The sequence below is a fragment of the Pseudomonas sp. XP2 genome (assembly GCF_053557975.1).
The window spans coordinates 131,341-152,986 of record NZ_JBNRIK010000009.1 but is presented as its reverse complement, the minus strand read 5'-3'; the positions used below and the strand labels follow the sequence as shown (position 1 = coordinate 152,986).

Annotated in this window: 17 protein-coding genes, 1 tRNA gene and 1 pseudogene; 10 read left to right on the top strand and 9 right to left on the bottom strand. The window is 59.6% G+C overall.

The annotated features are described in order from the left end of the window. Positions 1-137: 137 nt before the first annotated feature. Positions 138-1,286: a M14 family metallopeptidase gene (locus ACK1VC_RS12685; protein WP_060518824.1), complete on the top strand. Its 1,149-nt coding sequence runs from the start codon at positions 138-140 to the stop codon at positions 1,284-1,286. Between the two features lie 117 nt (positions 1,287-1,403). Here the strand turns inward: ACK1VC_RS12685 and ACK1VC_RS12680 are convergent, their stop codons facing one another. The 7 genes from ACK1VC_RS12680 to ACK1VC_RS12650 form a co-directional block, all read right to left on the bottom strand. Then, positions 1,404-2,372, bottom strand: coding sequence for a Csu type fimbrial protein (locus ACK1VC_RS12680; protein WP_031312590.1), 969 nt, complete (start codon positions 2,370-2,372; stop codon positions 1,404-1,406). After that, positions 2,369-4,666, bottom strand: coding sequence for a fimbria/pilus outer membrane usher protein (locus ACK1VC_RS12675; RefSeq protein WP_191087857.1), 2,298 nt, complete (start codon positions 4,664-4,666; stop codon positions 2,369-2,371). The genes ACK1VC_RS12680 and ACK1VC_RS12675 overlap by 4 nt, the downstream gene beginning before the upstream one ends. 108 nt (positions 4,667-4,774) lie before the next feature. Continuing rightward, complete coding sequence (locus ACK1VC_RS12670; RefSeq protein ID WP_016485935.1) at positions 4,775-5,551, bottom strand: fimbrial biogenesis chaperone; 777 nt, start codon at positions 5,549-5,551, stop codon at positions 4,775-4,777. 40 nt (positions 5,552-5,591) lie between these two features. Further along, positions 5,592-6,095, bottom strand: coding sequence for a Csu type fimbrial protein (locus tag ACK1VC_RS12665; protein WP_016485934.1), 504 nt, complete (start codon positions 6,093-6,095; stop codon positions 5,592-5,594). A 3-nt stretch (positions 6,096-6,098) separates the two neighbouring features. Further along, complete coding sequence (locus ACK1VC_RS12660; protein WP_191087473.1) at positions 6,099-6,632, bottom strand: Csu type fimbrial protein; 534 nt, start codon at positions 6,630-6,632, stop codon at positions 6,099-6,101. Between the two features lie 18 nt (positions 6,633-6,650). Then, on the bottom strand, positions 6,651-7,187 hold the full coding sequence (locus tag ACK1VC_RS12655) for a Csu type fimbrial protein (protein WP_095114812.1): 537 nt from the start codon (positions 7,185-7,187) through the stop codon (positions 6,651-6,653). A gap of 30 nt (positions 7,188-7,217) precedes the next feature. Next, complete coding sequence (locus ACK1VC_RS12650; protein WP_191087472.1) at positions 7,218-7,745, bottom strand: Csu type fimbrial protein; 528 nt, start codon at positions 7,743-7,745, stop codon at positions 7,218-7,220. Between the two features lie 269 nt (positions 7,746-8,014). Between ACK1VC_RS12650 and ACK1VC_RS12645 the strand changes: the two genes are divergently transcribed. From ACK1VC_RS12645 to ACK1VC_RS12635, 3 genes are read left to right on the top strand one after another with little or no spacing between them, the layout of a single operon-like run. After that, complete coding sequence (locus tag ACK1VC_RS12645; protein ID WP_197884456.1) at positions 8,015-10,261, top strand: ATP-binding protein; 2,247 nt, start codon at positions 8,015-8,017, stop codon at positions 10,259-10,261. A 15-nt stretch (positions 10,262-10,276) separates the two neighbouring features. Further along, complete coding sequence (locus ACK1VC_RS12640) at positions 10,277-10,738, top strand: response regulator (protein WP_016485929.1); 462 nt, start codon at positions 10,277-10,279, stop codon at positions 10,736-10,738. Positions 10,739-10,751: 13 nt separating this feature from the next. Beyond that, positions 10,752-13,139: a response regulator gene (locus ACK1VC_RS12635; RefSeq protein WP_449117966.1), complete on the top strand. Its 2,388-nt coding sequence runs from the start codon at positions 10,752-10,754 to the stop codon at positions 13,137-13,139. Between the two features lie 217 nt (positions 13,140-13,356). On the opposite strand, the gene ACK1VC_RS12630 is transcribed toward ACK1VC_RS12635, so the two are convergent. After that, a tRNA-Gln gene (locus tag ACK1VC_RS12630) sits at positions 13,357-13,431 on the bottom strand. A 259-nt stretch (positions 13,432-13,690) separates the two neighbouring features. On the opposite strand from ACK1VC_RS12630, the gene ACK1VC_RS12625 reads away from it, so the two are divergent. Continuing rightward, positions 13,691-13,933 carry a hypothetical protein gene (locus tag ACK1VC_RS12625; protein WP_016485928.1) on the top strand — a complete coding sequence of 81 codons (243 nt, stop codon included), beginning with the start codon at positions 13,691-13,693 and terminating at the stop codon, positions 13,931-13,933. Positions 13,934-14,060: 127 nt separating this feature from the next. Continuing rightward, positions 14,061-15,131 (top strand): cell division protein ZapE, encoded by a 1,071-nt coding sequence (zapE, locus tag ACK1VC_RS12620; RefSeq protein WP_095114808.1) that lies wholly within the window; start codon positions 14,061-14,063, stop codon positions 15,129-15,131. 125 nt (positions 15,132-15,256) lie between these two features. Here the strand turns inward: zapE and ACK1VC_RS12615 are convergent. Beyond that, positions 15,257-16,450, bottom strand: a pseudogene (locus ACK1VC_RS12615) (AMP-binding protein); the annotation flags it as partial. Positions 16,451-16,554: 104 nt separating this feature from the next. Here ACK1VC_RS12615 and ACK1VC_RS12610 point away from each other — a divergent pair. From ACK1VC_RS12610 to ACK1VC_RS12595, 4 genes are read left to right on the top strand one after another with little or no spacing between them, the layout of a single operon-like run. Then, positions 16,555-17,703, top strand: a complete 1,149-nt coding sequence (locus ACK1VC_RS12610; protein ID WP_028700088.1) for a tyrosine-type recombinase/integrase — start codon at positions 16,555-16,557, stop codon at positions 17,701-17,703. Then, a complete protein-coding gene (locus tag ACK1VC_RS12605) occupies positions 17,696-19,354 on the top strand; it encodes a hypothetical protein (protein ID WP_049275255.1) in 1,659 nt (552 codons plus the stop codon). The genes ACK1VC_RS12610 and ACK1VC_RS12605 overlap by 8 nt, the downstream gene beginning before the upstream one ends. Beyond that, a complete protein-coding gene (locus ACK1VC_RS12600) occupies positions 19,354-21,243 on the top strand; it encodes an integrase (RefSeq protein ID WP_232878286.1) in 1,890 nt (629 codons plus the stop codon). Before ACK1VC_RS12605 ends, ACK1VC_RS12600 begins: the two co-directional genes overlap by 1 nt. Beyond that, positions 21,227-21,628, top strand: coding sequence for a TetR family transcriptional regulator (locus ACK1VC_RS12595; protein WP_226342988.1), 402 nt, complete (start codon positions 21,227-21,229; stop codon positions 21,626-21,628). Before ACK1VC_RS12600 ends, ACK1VC_RS12595 begins: the two co-directional genes overlap by 17 nt. The last annotated feature ends 18 nt before the right edge of the window (positions 21,629-21,646 follow it).

Sequence of the window (21,646 nt, the reverse complement as noted above, 5' to 3'; positions counted from 1 at the left end):
TATGACAGTGACGTTAAAGCGCATTCAGCCCAGCGAGCGTACCCGCGCAGGGCCCGCGTATCACCTGATCGCGCGCAGTAACCCTGCCAAGCCGTGTACAGTACCCCTACAACAACGCCCGCAAAGGAGCCCGGCACATGACCGTGACGCTGTCCCCCCTGCAGATCGACTGCGCTTTCGATTCCGGCAACATCCAGGTACTGGATGCCAGCAACCCTGCCCAGGTGCACCTGGCCATCCGGCCGGATACCCACAGCGGCCACTACCAGTGGTTCCACTTCAAGGTCAGTGGACTGACGCCGGGCCAGGTCCATCGCTTCAGCCTCGACAACGCTTCCGGCTCCTCGTACAAAAACGCCTGGAGCGGTTACAACGCGGTGGCCTCCTACGACCAGCAAACCTGGTTCCGCGTGCCCAGCCAGTTCGACGGCACAGCGCTGTCGTTCGAAGTGACAGCGGAGCAGGACCAGATCTGGTTCGCCTACTTCGAACCCTACCCACGCGCGCGTCACAACCAGCTGATCGAGCGTGCTCGCCAAATCCCTGGGGTCGAGTTGCTGGCCAGCGGTCGCAGTGTGCAGGGCCGCGATATTCCCCTGCTGCGAGCCGGCGATGGCGCGGCTGGCAAGCGCAAGCTGTGGCTGATTGCCCAGCAGCACCCGGGTGAGCACATGGCCGAATGGTTCATGGAAGGCGTGATCGACCGCCTGCAAGCCAACGACGAGGTGCTCCAGGGCTTGCTGGCCAAGGCCGACCTGTACCTGATCCCCAACATGAACCCCGACGGCGCGTTCCTCGGTCACCTGCGCACCAATTTCAAGGGCAAGGACCTCAACCGTGCCTGGCAGGACGCCAGCGTCGAGCTGACGCCGGAGGTATTCTTCGCCCAGGCGCAGATGAAGCAGTACGGCGTGGATGCGTTCATTGACGTGCATGGTGACGAAGAAATTCCGCACGTATTCACCGCCGCCTGTGAGGGCAACCCGGGCTACACCCCACGGCTGGCAAAACTCGAAGAGCAGTTCCGCAGCCTTTTGTGCAGCGTGACCCGCGACTTCCAGACCGTGCACGGCTATACCCGCGACGAGCCCGGGCAGGCGAATACCACGTTGGCCTGCAATGCCGTGGGCATGGCCCATGACTGCCTGTCGCTGACGCTGGAGATGCCGTTCAAGGACCACGACGACGCGCCCGATGCGGTTGCCGGCTGGTCGGGGGCGCGCTCGAAGGCACTGGCCGGAGCGGTGCTGAAGACCCTGGCGGAGATGGTTGGCGACTTGCGCTAGCCTTGCCTCACGCGGCCCCGGCAATCGGTGCTGGGTCTGCCATCTCGGGGCTGCTGCGCAGCCCTGTCGCGACACAAGGCCGTTCCTACAGGGAACCGAGGCAGGAATGGGGTTCAGTCAAAACTGCACATCCAGTATCACGCTGTCGGAATAGGTGGCTGCCGGCGGTGTAGCCTGGTCGGTATAGACCTTGGCGTTGTAGTTGAACACCTGGCTACCCGTGCCTGTACCCGCGCCGGGGTTTACGTCGGCATCCGTGCTGGAGCGTCTGGCGGCACCCGATGAACCCCAGCGCACCGTCCCGGAACTTTTGAAGATGTCATACGCCAGGTAGTTGTTGGCCGCCGACTTCATTCGCCGGCGGCCATTGGCCACGTTCTGCCCGTCATTCAAGCCCACCGTATAGCTGCTGCCCTTGGTGCACGAAACGCTCAGGCTCTGGCTTACTGTGCCGAACCCGGCCACCACCGGGGCGCTGGCGAAATTGATGTCAGGCGTGGTGATCTGGCAGTCGTTCGTCACGGTCAGGCTCACGGTAAGGCTCGCAGAGCCAGCGCTATTGTCACGCCCGATGCAAAGCCCACCGATGGCAATCCCTTCGCAATAGTTCCATGCCCACCCCAGCGACAGGGTTTCCTGGTACAACCCCGCTGCAACGTTACTGCCAATCTGTGTGCGGATATAGAGCGGCACCGCCTTGGGCGTGCCGTTGAGCAGGCCGAGCAGGTCGAGAATACCGGTGCGACCAAACTCGAAGGCTACATTCCGGGTAATCGGGAAGTTGGTGGTGGCATCGGCATACAGGGTGTAAGGGATAACATCACCGGTAGGCCCTACCAACCCGCCAGTGGCCGGGGTCACGGTCAGCTTGAACGAGTCACTGCTGCTGAGCACACTCAGCACCGTTCCGTTGCACTGCAAGCCCGCGTTGCTGGTAGAGGCGGCTTGGCTGGCCAGGCGTACCTGGGTCGAATTGACTGCGCCGAACAGCACCGGCAAGGTCGACACTACCGTGCACTTGGCCCAGGCCGAGCCAGCCCACAGCAGCAGTATAACGGCCGACAACATGCGCCAACCCGTCTTCATCTGCATACCAACGGGCCAATCAGGGGGATCGAACCTTCAGCCTTGGGCAGGTCGAAGGCCACCTCACAATGTCCACCACCCTCAACCTCTACCTGCAGGCTGTTATGCGGCGAGAGGTTCTCCAGGTACACCAGCCCATCCCAACCGACCACCGCCTGGCTGCCGCTTTCAGCATGGGTAACGCGGCTACCCAGCTTGAGCGCCTGCTGGTTGCTGTCCACCAGTTCGACACTGGCCGCCATCACACGCTTGAGCGGGAACTCCAGCAGGTAGCCACTGCCCCGTCGTACCGCCACCCGCTGCTCGACGCTTGGCGCGAGGACGTCCGGCGGCAGGTCCATGGGGTCGATTTCATATTTGCCACGGTAGTAACCGCTGCTGTACGGCACCAGCAAGTGCCCATTGCCATCGGTACGGCCGACCTCCTGGTTTTCATAGCGCACCGGCACATCGGCGTAGCCTGCGGTACTGACCACCACGAAGGCATCGTCGATGCGGTTGGCGGCGAACACCCCGGCATCCATCCACACCAGGGAGCCACTGGCATCGGCCCAGCGTGTCATCTCGCCGCTGCTGCCATACACACCGGCTTGCAACTGCACCGACTGCAAGCGCCAGGTGACGTCTGCCTGCCGGTAGGCATCACGGTCGCTGCCTGCCGCATAGCCCAGGTTGTAGCCGACGCCGACACCCGCCGGCACCGCATGGCTGTAGTTCACCCGTTGCAGGGTCTCGCCTTCTTTGCTGCGCTCCATGCCCAGCGCCAGGGTGCCGTGCAGGTCGAACGGGATCACCAGTTGCGCCTGCACGGCCCACTGGCTGTCACCCACTTCACGGTTGGCAGACAGGTACACACTGCTGCTGCCCCATAGCGGCCTGCTGTAGCTCAGATTGATCAGCCGGGTACGCGTGCCATCCCCGGCGCGCACGTCGAAGTAACCGGCGCCAATGCTGCCGTACTCGTTCAGGTTGAGGCTGAGGGTGACCTGTTCGCTGCTTTTGCTCAGTTGCATGTCCTGGGAGTCGACCCGGCTCAGGTCGGCATAGTCGCCGCGGCGTTGCAGGCGCTGGTAGCTGAAGCCGATGCGCTGGCTGTTGTACTGGTAACCGAGGGCAACCTGGTGGCCTGTGTCACCGTCGAAGCGGCTTTGCGCCAAGGCGGCGTTGAGCACGCCGAAGGTGCCCAGGCGCATGTTGCCGCCCAAGCCGCCAAGCATTAGCGACTCGGCTGTTTCGGCGTGGGTTTCCAGGGTGAAGGTGTCGCTGAGCCCGTAGCGCAGGCTGCCCGAGGCAACACCCGGCCCGTAGCTGAAATCGCGCACGGCGTAATCACGCCGCAGGCTACCGGCGGCCACCGAGTAGTCAGAAAGGCCCTTCTGCAGCAAGCTGCTGGTGACATAGAACGGCAAGGTGGTCGACACCTGCCGGCCCAGGGCGTCCGTGGTGACCACCACCGCCTCCCCGGCACCATTGATGAACGGCACGTTGGTCAGGGTGTACGGGCCCGGCTGCAGCTCGGTGGTGCTGGACTTGAACCCGTTTATGAACAGGTCGAGCGATGTCGGCACCGCTGCTTCGCCTGCGAACGCCGGCAACGGGTAAGTGACCAGATCGGGGCGCGCAGCGAAGTCGCGCGACAGCTGCACGCCGCCTACCCGCACAGAACTGCTCCATGGCAAGGCCCCGGTCACGAAATCACCGGCTTCGTAAGTGAGCAGGCGCTGTTCGTCGGTGAAGCGCCAGGTGGTGTCGTAACGCATGAAGCCTTGGCGGGTATCGTCCGCCTGCGCGCCATTGAATGACTGGCGCCATTGCCCGGTACTGGAAAAGGTCCCCCAACTGTCGAACAGGCGCAGCTCGTTCCAGGCTGCCAGGTAGGTGCCGCCTTCATCGGTGTCGTTCAGGTAGAGGTCGTAATTGAACAGGGCGCCGAAACTGCTGCGCGCGTCGCTGGCCGGGTACAGGTTGCGATCACCCACCTGCTGGTCTGGCAACCAGGCCGGCGGTACCTGCAACAGCAAACGCTGGTTCTGGCTGTCATAGTCGGTGTGTAGCCCCGCGATGCTTTCCAGGGCTACCTCGCCTTGGGGGTTGCCCGGCAACGAGATACCGGCTGCCCGCAATACCTCGCTGCCCAGGTACAACTGCCCGGCCCGCTGCTGCACCGGCACCAGTTCAGCCCTTGGCATCTGGTTCACCACCAGGTCGAGGTACAGGGTAGCGTCGGCGATGGCGGACATCTCCGTGGGTGGCGGGGGCAGGTCGTCGGCCAGCGCCAGCACCGGGCTGGCCATGGCCAGCAACAGGCACCTGCGGCGCGTCGTCGCCAAGAGCCATTTCACACACGGTTTCCAACCATTGCCGGGTCCTCCCTGGCCCCTGCACTGCATTCAATCGTTGACTCATTGGCCTTGGCGGATGGCGTCCGCTGCGCTCTGGCCATTGACCCTGCCCTTCAGCACGCTGCCGCTGGAGGCCGCCATGGGAGCAGGCCAGCGCATGCTGGCGCCCGGTAGCACATAGCCCAACAGGCCTTCAGCCAGTGGCTTGCTCTGGCTGCCTTGCTGCACCACTACATCGGTCAGCCGCGCATGCACGGGGCCGGTGTTACGCAGTTCAACGTAAGGTTTGCCCTGCACCGTCACCGGCCGCCAGCTGACCTGCGGCTTGCCCACGCCCTCGGCATTGCGTTTGCCTTCAGGGTCGGCCTTACCCCACAGCCCTTCGCCATAAACGAACAGCGGCACCGAATAACGCATCTGCAAACGAATCGCCGCCGTGGCACCGGGCTCGGCCTTGTCGACCGGGATGGCGGGCGGGATCTCGTCGATGATGATGCGGTAGGCCTGCTCCTGGCCGGCAGGTGAAGGGCCAGTTCGGGTCAGGCGGATCAGCTGCTTTTGCCCGGGGGCAATGTTCGCGACAGGCGGGCTGCCGATGATCTCGCGCTGCGCCTGGAACTGCTCCTGATAATCACCCTGGCGCCAGGCGAATACCCGCACCTGCAGGTTGGCCGGCGCAGTGCCCCGGTTTTCCAGCCACAGTGCACCGGCCTTCTGGTCGGCCTCCAGCACCGGGTCGATCGGCCAGATCAGCACCGAGGTGGCTGCCCCGGCCGGCAGGCTCGCCAGCCAGAACAAGCCTATCAATCCACGCGCCCACTTCGCGCCTGCCCGCATGCAGCTCTCCTTAGACACTTGTCGTTGGTGGCGCTGGCGATTACCAGGTCACCGTCACTTGCACCACATCGGTGTAGGTCCCAGCCGGCAGCACGCCGGTCAGCTGGACCCGCCCGTAGACCGGCAGCTTGATCGCCGTCGGGTCGGAATAGCTCACGGCCACGCTTTGGCCGATGCCCAGGCTCTGGCTGTAGGCCGCGTCCCGGTACAACTGGTAAGCCAGCACTTGCGTGCCGGAGGTGCGCTTCAAATTGCGTGTGCCACTGGCACTGTTCTGCCCACCGTCCAGGCTCATGCTCATGGCCACGCCCGGCGTGCACTGGAAGGTCACTGTAGTGCCACCCAGCGACGTGCTGAGCAACCCCTTGGAAAGCGCCGACTGCGAGCCATAATCGAGCGTGCCGTAACTGGTGACACCGCCCACCACCAGGCACCCGGCAACCACCTGCGCTGTGACTGTGAAGGTACTGGTGGTCACCGCCCCCAACGGGGCGGCCAACAGCATGCCGACTCCGGTCATGCCACCTGCCAGCCAGCCGCGCATGGCTCAGAACGACAGTTCGACCGAGATGGTGTCGCTGTAGACTCCTGCAGGCAGGCCCGCCTTGCCCACGGCCTTGCCGTAGAGGTTGACGGTCTGGGCCACGCCCGTGCTGGTCGGCAGGGTGATGGTGCCGTCAATGGCCAGTAAGGTCGTGCGCCCGGTGTCGGTGTACAGGTCATACGGCACAAAGTTGCCGGCCCCATCGGCGAGCGCACGCGTGCCACCGCTCGACTGGCCGTCATGCAGGCCTGCGCGCACCTTGATCGCAGGCACCGTACCCGCCGAGCACAGGATGCTCATGGCACCGCCGCCGCCGCCGAGCACCTGGGCATTGGCGGTGACGAACAAGGCATCCTGGGTACCGAAGTTCAAGGCACCGAAGTTGAGCCCCGACGTCCCCGAACTACCATTTACCTGGCACGCCGAAATAAGCGTCAGGGTCGAGTTGATGCTGCCGGTCACCGTGGCGGCCTGGGTCTGTGAAGCCAAGGCCAGGCCCAGGCCTGCGAGCATGCAGCATGTAAGGTTCGTTCGCATCGGAGTCTCCTTGCGTGGTTACCAGTCCAGGGTCACTCTGAGGGTGTCGCGGTACAGCCCGGCCGGCAGTGCACGCGCTGGTGCCACTACCACGCCATAAATCGGGATTGGCACCTGCTGGGTGCTGTTGATGGTAAAAGCACGCGCTTGGCCGATGGCGTAGCGGCTATTACCGCCTGGGTCGACCGCCAGTTGATAAGGGATGAGTTCTCGGCCATTACTCAACCGGCGCACCCCGTCGTCGCCATTCAGTCCACCATTGATCCGTACATTAAAGGCCCGCACTTCGGGCGTGCAGCTGATCTGCAGGGTGCCCGCGCCGCCCGCCTCATCAACCCGGCTGCGCAGGGGCTGGTCCCAGTTCGGGCCGCGCTCGCCAAAATCCAGCACCCCTGGGTTGCCCAGCACAGCCGGTTGCGTGTCGTTGCTGCTGATCTGGCAGGCTGCACTGATCACCAACCGCGCCTGGATGAAACCGGTGGTGCTGCCGTGCGCCTCACCGCCGGGAACCAGCAGCGGGCCAAGGGTTAGCAACAAGATCGAGATGCGGTTCATGGCGTGGCGTCCTTGAGCATGGCGGCGTCCCTACCAGGTGACCGTGACTTTAAGCAGGTCGGCGTAAACCCCTGCATTCGGCACCCACGCCAGTTTGTCGATGCGTGCGTACAACGGCAGCTCCACCGAGCCACTGCCCGGCACCCTTGCCGACTGGGCGACCCCTACCGCAAGCGGCTCACGCCAGGCAGCGTCGCGGTACAAGCGATAGGGGATGGGCCGAGCCGTGCGGTCGTCGCTGGCCAGGTAGCGCAGCTCGCCGGCGCCACCATGCTGGCCACCATCGACACGCACCTGATACGGCGTGTCCGGATTGCATTCAAGGCGCGGGGGACGCTGGCTGAGCAAAACACCGCTCATCGGCGCGCCGGGGCCGTCCAGGCGTGCCGACGAGCCCAGGTCAATGCGCCTGAGGGCCTGGGCACCCGCGTCGCGGGGCTGGTTGACCAGCATGCAACCGCGCTGCACCAGCACACGCACTTCCACGAGAAAATCCGCTGCTACGGTACTGCCGCTGAACAACAGGCCCAATACCGCTGCCATTAAGCGCTCCGTCACCTTGTTATCCTTGTCGAAACGTCCTGAACAGAGCGTAGCAGTGAGGCAGGGCAACGACGGTGGCACCCAACCGTTTTTTGGTATTAGCGATAAAGCGATAGCGCCCCGTTAAAAAAAACCCGAAACGGCGCAGAACCACAGGCGAACTCCATGTCTCCAATGGCCGAGGGCCGGTAAATGTGCCTGGTTTCTGGTAGGCTGAAGAGCGTTCATCCAGCGCCAGGCGCCTATGCCATACATGGACGGACATGACAGGAGCGTTTTCATTGATGACTGCAGACACCACGCTGGCAGAAGCCATGGAGCGCTGTGCCCGGGAACCTATCCACGTGCCGAGCAGCGTCCAGCCCCACGGTTTTCTGCTGGTGCTGGACCCCATCGACCTGTGCGTGCTGCAGGCCAGTGAAAACGTCGAGCACTGGCTGGGCTTGCCGGCCCGTGAACTGATCGGTTGCCCTTTCGCCAACCTGGTCAACGATGGCTTTGACCTGCACACGCAACTGGCACGGCTGCCTGAAGATGAAATCTTCCCCTTTCACATCGGGGATGTGCGCTTGTCCCAAGGTGCGCCTTACGGCACCCCGCTGCATTTGCTGGTGCACGGCCACGACGACGTACTGATTGCCGAATTCGAACCTCCGTGTTTATCGCCGGAACTGGCGGGGCAAGGCGACTATTACCCGCTGGTGCGCAACTTTGTCGGCAGCCTGCAATTGGCCAGCAGCCTCGAAGACCTGCTGCAGCAAACGGTGTTGCAGCTCAAGCGCATTACCGGCTTTGGCCGGGTCAAGGCGTACCGTTTCGATGCCGAGGGCAACGGCCAGGTACTGGCCGAGGCGGTTGACCCAGGTTACCCCGCTTACCTGGGGTTGTGCTTCCCGGCTGCAGACATCCCGCGCCAGGCGCGCGAACTGTACCGGGTCAACCGCATCCGCGTGATCGAGGATGCCAACTATCAACCCTCGCCCCTGCTCCCGGCGCTCAACCCACGCACCGGCAAGGCACTGGACATGAGTTTTGCCGCGCTGCGCAGTGTCTCGCCGGTGCACCTGCAATACATGCGCAATATGGGTACGCTGGCTTCGATGTCGCTGTCGATCGTGGTCGACGGCGAGCTGTGGGGGCTGGTGTCCTGCCACCATCAACAGCCGCGCGCGGTGGACCTGCGTACCCGCACAGCCTGCGAGTTGCTGGCCAGTGTGCTGTCGCTGCAGATCGAATCGCGCGAGTCCCATGCCAACACGCGCAAGCTGCTGGCATTGCGCCAACACATCGTGCGCATGATTTCGTCCATGGCCGACCACGACAGCGTCAGTGATGGCCTGCGTGACCTGCCCCAGGTGTTGCTGGCTTTTGCCGATGCCCAGGGCGCCGCCGTCATCTCGGCCGAACGCTGTGACCTGATCGGCCAGACGCCGCCTGAAGCCCAGGTGACCGCGCTGGTGCACTGGCTTGGCCAGCGCGGCGAAGACACTGTATTCCACAGTGACAACGTGCGCCGCGACATCACTGACCTGCCCGAGCTCGCTGCCCATGCCGGCGGCGTACTGGCGGTGGCCATCTCGCAGATCCACTCGCACTACCTGCTGTGGTTCCGGCCAGAGCAAGTGCGCACGGTGAACTGGGCGGGCCAGCCGATCAAGCAGGTCGGGCCGCAGGGCAACCTCGACCCGCGGCACAGTTTCGAACGCTGGCAGGAAGAACTGCGCGGCTACAGCGAGCCTTGGGACCCGCTGGTGATCGAGGGCGTACTGGAACTGCGCACCGCCGTGCTTGGCATCGTCCTGCGTAAAGCAGAAGAACTGGCCCAGCTGGCGGGTGACCTGCGCCGTTCGAACAAGGAACTCGAAGCGTTTTCCTACAGTGTTTCCCACGACCTGCGCGCCCCCCTGCGGCACATCGCGGGCTACACCGAACTGCTGGGCGAACTGGAAGGCCAGGGCCTGAGCGAGCGCGGCAAGCGCTTCCTGAATCATATCGGCGAAGCGGCGAACTTCGCCGGTAGCCTGGTCGACAACTTGCTCAACTTCTCGCAGATGGGCCGCTCGGCCCTGCGCCTGTCCGACGTGGACCTCAATACGCTGGTCGATGCCATTCGCAGCGAGCTGGCCCCCGATTACGAAGGCCGCGCAATCGTTTGGGACATCGCTCCGCTACCCAAGGTAATTGGCGATCCGGCCTTCATCAACCTGGCGCTGCGCAACCTGATCGCCAATGCAATCAAGTACACGCGCGGCCGTTCACCTGCACACATCGCGATCAGCGCGGTGCTGCATCCGGGCGAAACCGAGATCTGCATTCGCGACAATGGCGTGGGCTTCGACATGGCCTATGCAAGCAAGCTGTTCGGTGTATTCCAGCGCCTGCACCGCATGGAAGACTTCGAGGGCACAGGGATTGGCCTTGCCAGTGTGCGCCGCATCATCGAGCGCCATGATGGCCGGGTCTGGGCAGAAGGCCAGACCGACCAGGGCGCAAGCTTCCACTTTACCCTCCCCCGAAACACTGCTACCTGAGGCACCGCTACTATCATGCTCAAACCCATCCTGCTGGTCGAAGACAACCCCCGGGACCTGGAACTGACCCTGCTGGCCCTGGAACGCAGCCAGTTGGCCAACGAGGTCATCGTGCTGCGCGATGGCGCCGACGCACTCGACTACCTGCTGCGCCGCAACAGCTATGCCACACGCGATGACGGCAACCCTGCCGTGCTGTTGCTGGACCTGAAACTGCCCAAGGTCGATGGCCTGGAAGTGCTGAAGGAAGTACGCGCCACTGCCGAACTGCGCAGCATCCCCACGGTAATGCTGACCTCCTCGCGGGAGGAGCCCGACCTGTTGCGTGCCTATGAACTTGGGGTCAACGCCTACGTGGTCAAACCGGTAGATTTCAAGGAATTCGTCGCCGCCATTTCCGACCTCGGGATATTCTGGGCAGTGCTTAACGAACCGCCACCCGGCTCACTGCGGCTGAATCGTCGCGGTAGCAATTGAGGCCGCCGCAACGATGCAGCAAACACCATTGAAACTGCTGATGGTCGAAGACAGCTCGATGGACGCCGAGCTTACCCTGATGCGTCTGGAGCGCAGCGGGCTGCATGTGCAGTCACAGCTTGTGTTCGACCATGTGGGGGTTGAACATGCCCTGCGTGAGGCACGCTACGATCTGATCCTGTGCGACTGCGTCCTGCCGGGGTCGTCTGGCACCGAGGTGCTGGCCATCTCGCAGCGTTTGGCACCGGACACTCCGTTCATCTTCTTGTCTGGCATCTACGGCGAAGAGCACGCGGTGGAAATGATCCGCCTGGGCGCCACTGACTATGTGCTGAAGAAGAACCTGCCACTGCTGCCCAAGGCGGTACGCCGGGCCCTGACCGAAGTGCAGGAACGCCAGCGCCGGCGCCGCGCCGAAGAGGCCCTGGTCGACGTCGAAGCACGTGCGCGGATTGCCATCGATGCCGCCGGCATGGGCACCTGGGACCTGCGCCCACAAGAGCACCTGTTGCTGTGGGACGACCGCTGCAAGATCCTGTTCGGCCTGCCTGTCAGCACCGAAATGAGCCTTGAAGTGTTCTACGACGGCATCTACCCGGACGACCTGCCAATGGTACGTGAGGCCGTGGAACACGCCATGCGCCCGGAGAGCGGCGGCCGCTATCGGGTCGAATTTCGCATCGCGCAACCCAACGGCCTGGAACCACGCTGGTTGCTCAGCAGCGGCCAGAGCCAGTTCGTCGATGGCCAGTGCGTGCGTTTTTCCGGCGTGCTGCAGGACGTCAACACGCAACGCCTGGCCACCCAGGCGCTGCGTCAGCTCAACGAGATGCTGGGAGAAAGGGTCGAGCGCCGCACCCGCGAACGCGACCGTGCCTGGGAGCTGTCGCAGGACCTGCTGGCAGTGTTGAACAAAGACCTGACCCCAGTCGCACTGAACCCTGCATGGGAAGCCAGCCTGGGCTTCTCCCGCGAGCGCCTGAGCCAAACGTCATTGCTGCACCTGCTGCCCGAGCCCGACCAGGAACTGCTGCTGACCGAATTGGCCGCCCTCGCCCATGGCCGTACCAGCGTACGTTTCGTCGGCCGCATCCTGCACGCCGGCGGCCAGCAACGCTGGCTGTCGTGGGTGGTGGTGCCTGAAGACACCCTGCTGTACGTGGTGGCACGCGACATCACCAGCGAGCGCGAAGCCGCCTTGGGCCTTGCAGAGGCCAACGCCCGCCTGCGTGAACAGATCAACGAACGCGAGCGCATCGAGGCGGCGCTGCAGCAGATGCAGCGGCTCGAAGCAGTCGGCCAGCTGACCGCTGGCGTGGCCCACGACTTCAACAACCTGCTGACGGTGATCCTCACCGGCGCCAGCTTCCTTGAGCGCGACCTGGCCAAGGCCGACCTGGACAAGGCCCGCACGCGCCTCACCCACATCCGCGAAGCGGGCGAGCGTGGCGCCAAATTGACGTCGCAGTTGCTGGCTTTCTCGCGCCGCCAGCGCCTGGAGCCGGTAGCACTTAACCTCAACCAGACCCTGACCGGCCTGGAAGAACTGTTGCGCCGCACATTGGGGGGCAACGTCTCAGTGCGCCTGGACCTGGACCAGGCCCTGTGGCAGGCACTGACCGACCCCACCCAGACAGAGATGATCATCCTGAACCTGGCGATCAATGCCCGCGATGCCATGCCTGACGGCGGCCAACTGACCCTGACTACCCGCAACACCCGCATCGACACCCGCCCGCAACGCCCGGAAGATCCGGATCCCGGCGAGTATGTAATGCTGAGCATCCGCGATACCGGCTGCGGCATGAACGAAGAGGTGCTGACCAAGGTATTCGAGCCGTTTTTCACCACCAAGGACATCGGCAAGGGTTCGGGCCTGGGTCTGGCCCAAGTGTTCGGCTTCGCCAAACAGTCCGGGGGAGGCGTGCACATCGACACCGCGCCTGGCCAGGGCACCCAGGTGGCGGTGTACCTGCCAGCAGTAAAGGACCAGGCCGTCAGTGAGCCCGTGGTACCGATGCTCAACCAGCCAGTCAGCGAAAGTGGCCGCAACCGCACGGTGTTGCTGGTGGACGATGACCATCTGGTGCGTGACATGCTTGGCGATGTGCTGCGCCAGTATGGCTACCAGGTGCGTCAGGCGCACAGCGGCGAGCAGGCATTGGCGTTGCTGGACGATGAAATCGATCTGCTGCTTACCGATTTCGCAATGCCCGAATTCAACGGCGCACAATTGGCGTTGGCTGCGCGCGAAGGGTACCCCCAGTTGCCGGTGGTGTTCCTGACTGGCTATGCAGAGCTGCAAGGGCTGGAGCTACCGGGCAGCGTGGTGATCCAGAAGACTGTGCAGAGTGATCAGCTGGCCAGGGTGCTGAACGAGATGCTGGGCATTACCGGGTAACCCGCGGCTGTAAGAGCGGCCTTGCCGGGGCGCCGGACCGGTCGGATGGGCTGCATGGCAGCCCCAAGGATTGCAGATCCCCGGGGCTGCTGCGCAGCCCATCGCAACACAAGGCCGCTTCTGCAGGGACTGCGGATCGATGAGAAAACTGCGGAAACGACAAAACCCAGCGCCTATTTTTCTAAGCACCGGGTGACATACGTTTTAATCTGAAAAATGGCAGGGGCGGCTGGATTCGAACCAACGCATGGCAGGATCAAAACCTGCTGCCTTACCGCTTGGCGACGCCCCTGTATCGGATGCAGCATTCGCTGCTCTGACAATTCCAACTGAGTGACAACTGGGTTGTTGTCTTGGAATGCGCGGCACTTTAACAACAAACTTTCGGTCTGTGAACCCCCTGATGAAAAAAAATTACCAAAAAACAGCGGGTTAGTCATTTCAGTGGTGCGAGAACGACCATCCGTCGCTTTCCTTCCGCTTCGCTTCAACACAATCGCATTCCTCCCTTCCAATCAGATAAGCCCATTGCATTGACCAAGGAGGACCTCATGCCTGTCTCCCACGACCTCTACCAGGACCTGCACTACCCGCGTGAAATCGTCCAGCAACGCCGCCAGCAGGACAAGGCGCTTGACCGGCTGCTGGACGAGTATGTGGACATCGACAACCAGGTACTGGCCGCCGAATCGATCTCGGCGGGCAACTTCGTCGACGAAGACCTGCGCCACCTCAAGGAGCGCCGCCTGGCAGTGAAGTACATGATCGAGCGTCAGCTGGAGCGCAAGGGCTAGGCAAAGCGGGTGTGCGGCCCGACCTATCGCATGAAGTGATCATTGCCGGTCACTTTCTGTATTAGTCAAAACGGCCGCCCTCGGGCAAGCTGCACGCTGCCCCGCCATCGCCCAAGGAGCGTTGCCTGTGTCTGCCTGGATCCCTGCCCCACTGCGCCAGCTTGGCCAGCGCCTGCGCGGCGCCCCCGTCAACCAGAGCGAACTGCTTGACGGGTTCGAGGACAAAGCCCGAAGCCGGGGTTACCAGCTCAGTGACGGCCAGCGACAGGTGATCCACTGCATGGCCGAACAACTGGTACTGCTTGAACACGGCCAGCCGCGCAGCCTGTACCTCTATGGGGCGGTGGGGCGCGGCAAGAGCTGGCTACTGGACGGCTTCTTCCAGGCGGTGCCGGTCGAGGCCAAGCGCCGCCTGCATTTTCATGACTTCTTTGCCCGCCTTCATCAGGGCATGCACCGCCATCGAGCCCTGGACGATGCGTTGGGCGCGACCCTCGACGAACTGGTGGGCGGCTGCCAGGTGTTGTGCTTCGACGAATTTCACGTGCATGACATCGGCGATGCCATGCTGCTTACTCGCTTGTTCAACGCGCTGTTCGCCCGTGGCGTGTTCCTGCTGGTGACCTCCAACTATGCACCCGAAGGGCTATTGCCCAACCCGCTGTACCACGAGCGCTTCCTGCCGGTAATCCGTCTGATCAACGGGCGCATGCAAGTGCTGGAAGTGGGTGGCGACACCGACTTCCGTAGCTTGCCAGCCAATCGCGAGCACCAGCGGTTTACCCAGGGCCACTATGTATGGCCAGGGACGGCAGCACAGCGCCAGGCGCTGAGCGTGCCGCACGAGCAGCCGGTCATGCTTGAAGTGAACAAACGCCCGCTGCGTGCGCTGGCTATCGATGGCCGGCGGGTGGTACTTGGCTTTGACGATTTGTGTGAAAAGGCCACCGCGGTGATCGACTACCTGGCGCTGGCGCAGCAGTACGATGAATGGATCATCGATGGGCTGGATGACCTGGCGCAGTGCTCGCTGGCGGCCCAGCAGCGCTTCGTCAACCTGGTGGATGTGTTGTATGACCAGGACCGACAGGTGACGGTGATTGGCAAACGGCCGCTGGAAGAGAGCCTGGGCGGCCCACTCGCCGACCTGATGCGTACCCGCAGCCGGCTGGGGCAACTGCACCAGGTAGCCCCCTAGACCTGAATTGCCCGCACCGGCCTCATCGCCGGCAAGCCGGCTCCCACAGGTACCGCGCAGGCTTCAGGGTCTGTGACCAACCTGTGGGGGCTGGCTTGCCGGCGATGAGGCCCTGAGGTCAAGCATCAACCCGCCCTGGGCAAATCCGCCAGCACCGCCTCGATCTCCCCAAGCACCGCCGGGTCGTCCAGGGTAGAAGGCGGTACGTAATCCTGCCCATCGGCAATCTTGCGCAGCACCGCGCGCAAGATTTTCCCCGAGCGGGTCTTGGGCAGCCGCTTCACCAGCCGAACCCGGTTGAAACAGGCCAGCGGGCCAATCGACTCGCGCACGCTACCCACCAGGTCCACCAGCAACTGCGCCTCGGCAATGCCCTCGCCGTCCTTGAGGACAACCAGCGCCAACGGCACTTGCCCCTTGATTTCATCATGAACGCCAATCACCGCACACTCGGCCACTGCCGGGTGGCAGGCCACCAGGTCCTCCATTTCGCCGGTAGACAGCCGGTGCCCGGACACGTTGATCACGTCATCCGTGCGCCCCATGATGTAGACAAAACCGTCATCATCCAGAAAGCCGCCGTCGCCCGTGTGGTAATACCCCGGGTAGGTGCGCAGGTAAGCCTGCAAGTAACGCTCGTGGTCGCCCCACAGGGTCTGGCTGCACCCAGGCGGCAGTGGCAAGGCAATAACGATCGAGCCCTGGTGGTTGGGGCCCAGCAAGTGGCCCTCGTCATCCAGCACACGCACGTGATAACCCGGCACCGCCCGGTTGCTTGAGCCCGGCTTCGCCGCACTGCCTTCCAGCCCCACACAGGGCGCGGTGACCGGCCAGCCGGTCTCGGTCTGCCACCAGTGGTCGTGCACCGGTTTGCCAGTGACCCGCTCCAGCCATTCATGGGTGCTGGAATCGAGCTTCTCACCCGCCAGGAACAGCTGACGCAGCGAGCTGAGGTCGTGCCTGCGGATCAACTCGCCCTCCGGATCTTCCTTGCGGATGGCACGCATGGCGGTAGGCGCACAGAACAGCGCGTTGACCTTGTACTGCTCCACCACCCGCCAGTAGGCCGAAGCATCCGGGGTGCGGATCGGCTTGCCTTCGTAAAACACGGTGGTGCAGCCGCTCATCAGCGGCCCATAGACGATCAGCGAATGGCCGACCACCCACCCTACATCGGAAATGCCCCACCACACGTCGCCGGCCTGCATGCCATAGATATGGCGCATGGCATAGCACAGCGCCACGGCATTGCCGCCATTTTCCCGGACGATGCCCTTGGGTTTGCCGGTGGTACCCGAGGTGTACATGATGTTATGGGGCGTACCATCTGTTAGGTGAAGTGCTAGCATCTCCTCATTCCCACCCATTCAGCTGGCTAGCCCCAGCCGCCCCCCGCGAAATCTGCTCTCGAAAGGACCTACTCATGCACCTGATCTGGGCAACCGAGGATTATCAGCTCTCAGGCCGTCCCGTAGCCGGGATGCCAATTCTCCTATGGGACACGATGGAGAGCTGCACCCCTGTAAATGACTTTTACAGAAGTCATCTTTCACGAGCAGAAATTACCTCAGGTGATTCATTGAATGCAGCTGGCCAGGCTCTTTACGACTTCTTCTCATTTTTACAGGCCCACAATCTAGACTGGTGGGACGTCGATAGAGAGGAATCCAAGACACTACTAAGCGCGTATCGCGATTATTGCTTCACTGAGCACAATCACGGGAGAAACACGGTCAGACACCGAATGCACTACATATGTAAATTCTATGAATATGCGTTTAACAGGAAATGGATTTCAAACCTACCCCATGACTTCGAAGTTAAATCCGCAAAGACCGGAAGCGGGTTCTTCGCTCACGTTGACGCGCGCGGCAACAAGGTAAATGCTAACGATGCGATGCCCCGCAAGATTAAAACCCTTCCAAAATATTTAACTATAGACCAGATCAAAGCACTCATTAGCTCCATTCAAAACGTACACCACCGAATGCTCGTAAGCTTTGCGCTGCGCACGGGTCTCCGCCGGATGGAGCTTGCCACCATCCCTATTGATTACATCAAAAAAGCATTGCGCGACCTGGGAAAAACTCGAAATATTTTCCTCCGCCTTGATCCATCTGACGGGCTTGGGATGAAAACTAAAAGAGGTACAGTTAGAAATGTATACGTGAGTCGAAAATTCCTAGTTCAAGTTGACCAATACATTACTCAGCATCGCGGCGAAAGATGCTCACTTAGTGCCGGCGACAGCGGAAGACTGTTTCTGAACCAAAATGGCCAGCCTTACGCCAATGAAGGAAAAGGGTTAGAAAAAATTGTGCGTGACATCGGAAAAAAAATAGGGTTGGATGTACACCCACACATGCTGCGACACACTTACGCCACCCACACGTTGATTTCTTTGCAGCGGTCCCGACAGGATCTAGACCCACTAATCTATCTGAGCAGTCAACTTGGCCACAGCTCTATAGAAACAACCAGAATCTATTTGCACCTTGCGAATGACTACGTCGACAATGCTGTACTCCAGTATGACGATGAACTGAATGAAATAGGATCAGCCGATGGGTAGAAAAAAGAAATTCAGCACTACCGACATATCCATTCCTGAGATAGACGGTAGCGTCAAATTCAAGAACCCAAGCATTCAGGAACTCATTGCTAATCCGATTGTGGAAATACCGCCAAACACCTTCCAACGGGCAAGCCTCAGCTTTGCGGAATGGTACGGCGGAAAAATTGATGCAATCACCTATATCTGCCACGTCCAAATTCTTCGTTTTTTTGCCAAACAAGACAAGGAACTGGAAGTATATACAGTATGCTCAGTCTACACCTCAATTACGAGGATGCTTGATTTTGCGGCGCTACGAGCAACAGCCCTAAACAGCATCCTCACACCACAAGATATCAATCGCCAGTTTCTCGATGAGTTCATTCGCCACCTCTCAAGCCACGGAGGGGCCATCACCTCTCACCGTAATCACTACGCTCATGTCAAGTGCTTATTGGTACCACTGGGACGCCGTGGCATCATAGAGCTTGTTACTCATGGAAAAGACAAGACCTTTCCAACAAACCCCTTCCCGAACAGCAACAAACTTCAGCAGGGCGAGACACCACTCACCAACAAAGAAAAAAAAGCAGCCATTAAAGCACTGCGAGCAGCAATTCTTCCGATTTGGGATCTTCACCAACCACTCACAAGCGATCTGATTAGCTATTGTTTGTTGGTAGTTGCGTTTCACACAGGGCGAAACACGACACCGCTACGTGAGATGACCTCCGACTGCCTCAAGCCGCACCCTAAAGATAATACATATTTTCTATCTCTCTGGAAGAACCGCGGACACAATACGAGCAAAGTGATTCTACAAAGCAACAAGGATGGCGAAGGAGGAACGGAGTCAACGACTTCAATTAGGTTCAGTGTCGAGCGTTTAATACGGCAAGTCATTTTCAGAACTGCCTTACTTCGCAATCAGCATCCAGAATTCGATGACTGCATTTGGTTGTATCATAGCCAAGAATATCAAACCGTGGGCACTGCCAAGCGGCTTTCCCCCCAATCAATAAGCTCGGCGACCACAAAGCTAGTGTCAACGCATGGACTAACCGACGCAAATGGCGACCCCCTCAGACTAAATATCAGCCGTTTCAGGAAGACATTTGCGAACCGGGTTTATGAAATTCTAGACGGTGATATTTATGGGGTCGCAAGCGCATTAGGAAATACCGCCAGGGTAACAGATACTAACTATTTGGCAGCATCACTGGAAAGCAAAAAGAAATGGCGGTTTATGGGGGAAATCCTGGTGAACGAATTGCTGACAAAAACAATTGGAGCCACCTATCACCAAACTCCCGTTGCGAAGTGCTCCAATGATAGCAACACCCCGACTCCGAACGAGAAACAAGTGATCTGCACTTCATTTCTTAACTGTTTAAGATGTAGGCACTTTGTAATTACCGCCAATGATCTCTACAAACTTTTCAGCTTTTACTTTCGAATATACAGTGAGCGTAATAAAATCTCAAAGCACCGCTGGGAAAAGGAACTCTCCCACATACCCAGGCTCATTGATAATTATGTAATCGCGGAAGGCCTCCGCCGAGGTATTTTCAAGCAGCGCCAGATTGATGAAGCTAAAGCTCTAGCTCAAAAAAACCCTCATCCATTTTGGAGCGCTGATACAATCCCCACCCTAGAGGTAATTGCATAATGAAATCTATTACCCCCCCTGCCGAGACATTTTCCCCCAAACCAGTAGACTTCAGCAAAACCTCGATTGACTACCAGAACCGCCTAATAGTATCCACCGTAGTGATTGACGGCGAGTTAGTTATTTTAAGTCGCTTCGGCGACGACACCTGGCACTTTAACAACACCCCAACCAACATAGGAAAATACTCATCCTCGATTCAATTTGGAATCTATCCTGAAGCTTATCGAGGGACAATAAAAGAAGTTGCATTCTGCTACTTAACACGCGGCCGGGACAGCCGACGCAAAGCTCAAGAAAGCTCAGCCCACCGATTTGTTGTATCCCTGAACCCTTTCTTTAAATATCTGGAACGACTAGGAACACCTGACATCCAAAAACTTCAACACCCCATATTCAGAAACTTCGTGCATGAAAGCAGAAGCTTGATCAGCGATATTACGAAAAAACCACTCGGCAAATCGGCCCTTGTACAACGTTTCGTTGCAGTTGAGGCACTTTATGAATTGAGCCAGTATACTAAAACGCCCTTGAGCGAACATCCTTGGCCAGACTCTTCGGCCGTATTTCTTGCTAATGGAACTGGAGCAAACGCCCCTCACAAACAACAAAGCTTAACACCACTGATTCCGGACGATATTTTCTGTGCGATTTTCGAAAAAGCACATGACCAGGTAGAGAAATCTGATTACTTGCTCAACCTGAGAGACGAAATGGAGAAGATAAATAACTTGCCAATTAGCGAGGGAAAACAACGAACACTAAAAAACAAAACGCTTTTGAAGCTGGGATACCCCCACAAACCTTTTGATTTAAGAAAAGAAATAACCGACCTTCGAACTTCTTGCTATATCATTATCGCTGGGACATCAGGATGTCGTAATCATGAGTTAGCTAATCTTCAGAACGGATCTCATCATAAAACCGAAGGCGATGATGGCGAAATCTATCATTGGATGAGAACTGTTTCGGAAAAAACCTATACCGGACCTTCCGACTGGATGGTACCACCTATTGCTGTTCGAGCGATCCGAATAATGGAGCGGTGGGCGGAACCCTATCAAAAAAAGATCGCAATAGAGATTGCAGCACGACGCAAAGCCAATCCTCGCGATCCGGAAATAGCACTTGCCGCTAAGCATGCTAAAGCGTTGTTTCTTGCAACCAACAAATCTGGGGGTGTAGAAGGATGCCGCTCCCTCGGCAATTCAGGGTGGAACACTCGCCTTCAAGAGTTTGTTGAGAGTGCGGGATTGAACTGGGAAATAACAACGCACCAGTTCCGTCGAAAATTCGCAAACTATGCGGCGCACAGCAAATTCGGTGACTTACGCTATTTGAAAGAACATTTCAAGCACTGGTCGATGGACATGACCCTGTTATACGCGATGGATGATACTTGGGGTCAACACTTTGATCTTGACCTGCTTTTCGAGGTGGAGAGTGAGGAACAATTGATTAAAGAGGGAGTGGTTTCGCAATGGTTCGATGAAAAAAATCTCGGAGGCGGGTACGGTCGAAGCCTGAAAGGCTGGCAGCGTGACCCCCTCAATCTGGCGATTTTTAAAGACCACTCCACGATGATCAAATCGATTGCTGAGAGCACTGCGATCCGAAGCAATGGCCATTCATGGTGTACAGCCGATGACACCGGGTGCGTTGGCAACACGGTCGAACGAAGCCGCTGCGGAGGTTGTAACAACGCAGTAATAGGCAAAGAACACGCCCCCATGTACCAAGCTCTGTACGGTAACCTACAGACTCTCCTAGACTGCAAAGACATCGGCGAGGCAGGTATCATACGGGTTAATAGAGACCTGAAGCGTTATGCTGATGTGCTCGGTGATCTGGGTATCGATGTGGAGACAAACCTTGGACAAGCCACGTAAGCCGCACCAAGACCGAGAGAAAGAGATTTTGCTTGCAGCGGCTGCGATCGAGAAAGGTCGGTCCAAGACAGGGGAAACAAAGGTCAGCATCTCAGCCGTGGCACGCGAGCTAGGGATTTCGCCAGCACTCATTCACAACCATTATCCTAAAGCTGCCGAAGACATCCGCCTTCGCCAGGGTAGATCTAGTCGCATGCAGCGAGATGTGAAGCACGATCAGCTCAAGGAAGAGCGAAGGAAAAGTGCGGACTACCGAGAAGAGATCAAAGAGCTTCGTCTTCAGGTAGCGAAACTGGCATCGCTAAATGAAATGCTTGGCCTCGAAAACCGAAAGCTGAAGGCCCAGCTGGGTAACTCGAACATCGTCGACATTAGAAAGAGTTGAGTTCCCAAGCTACCCGCT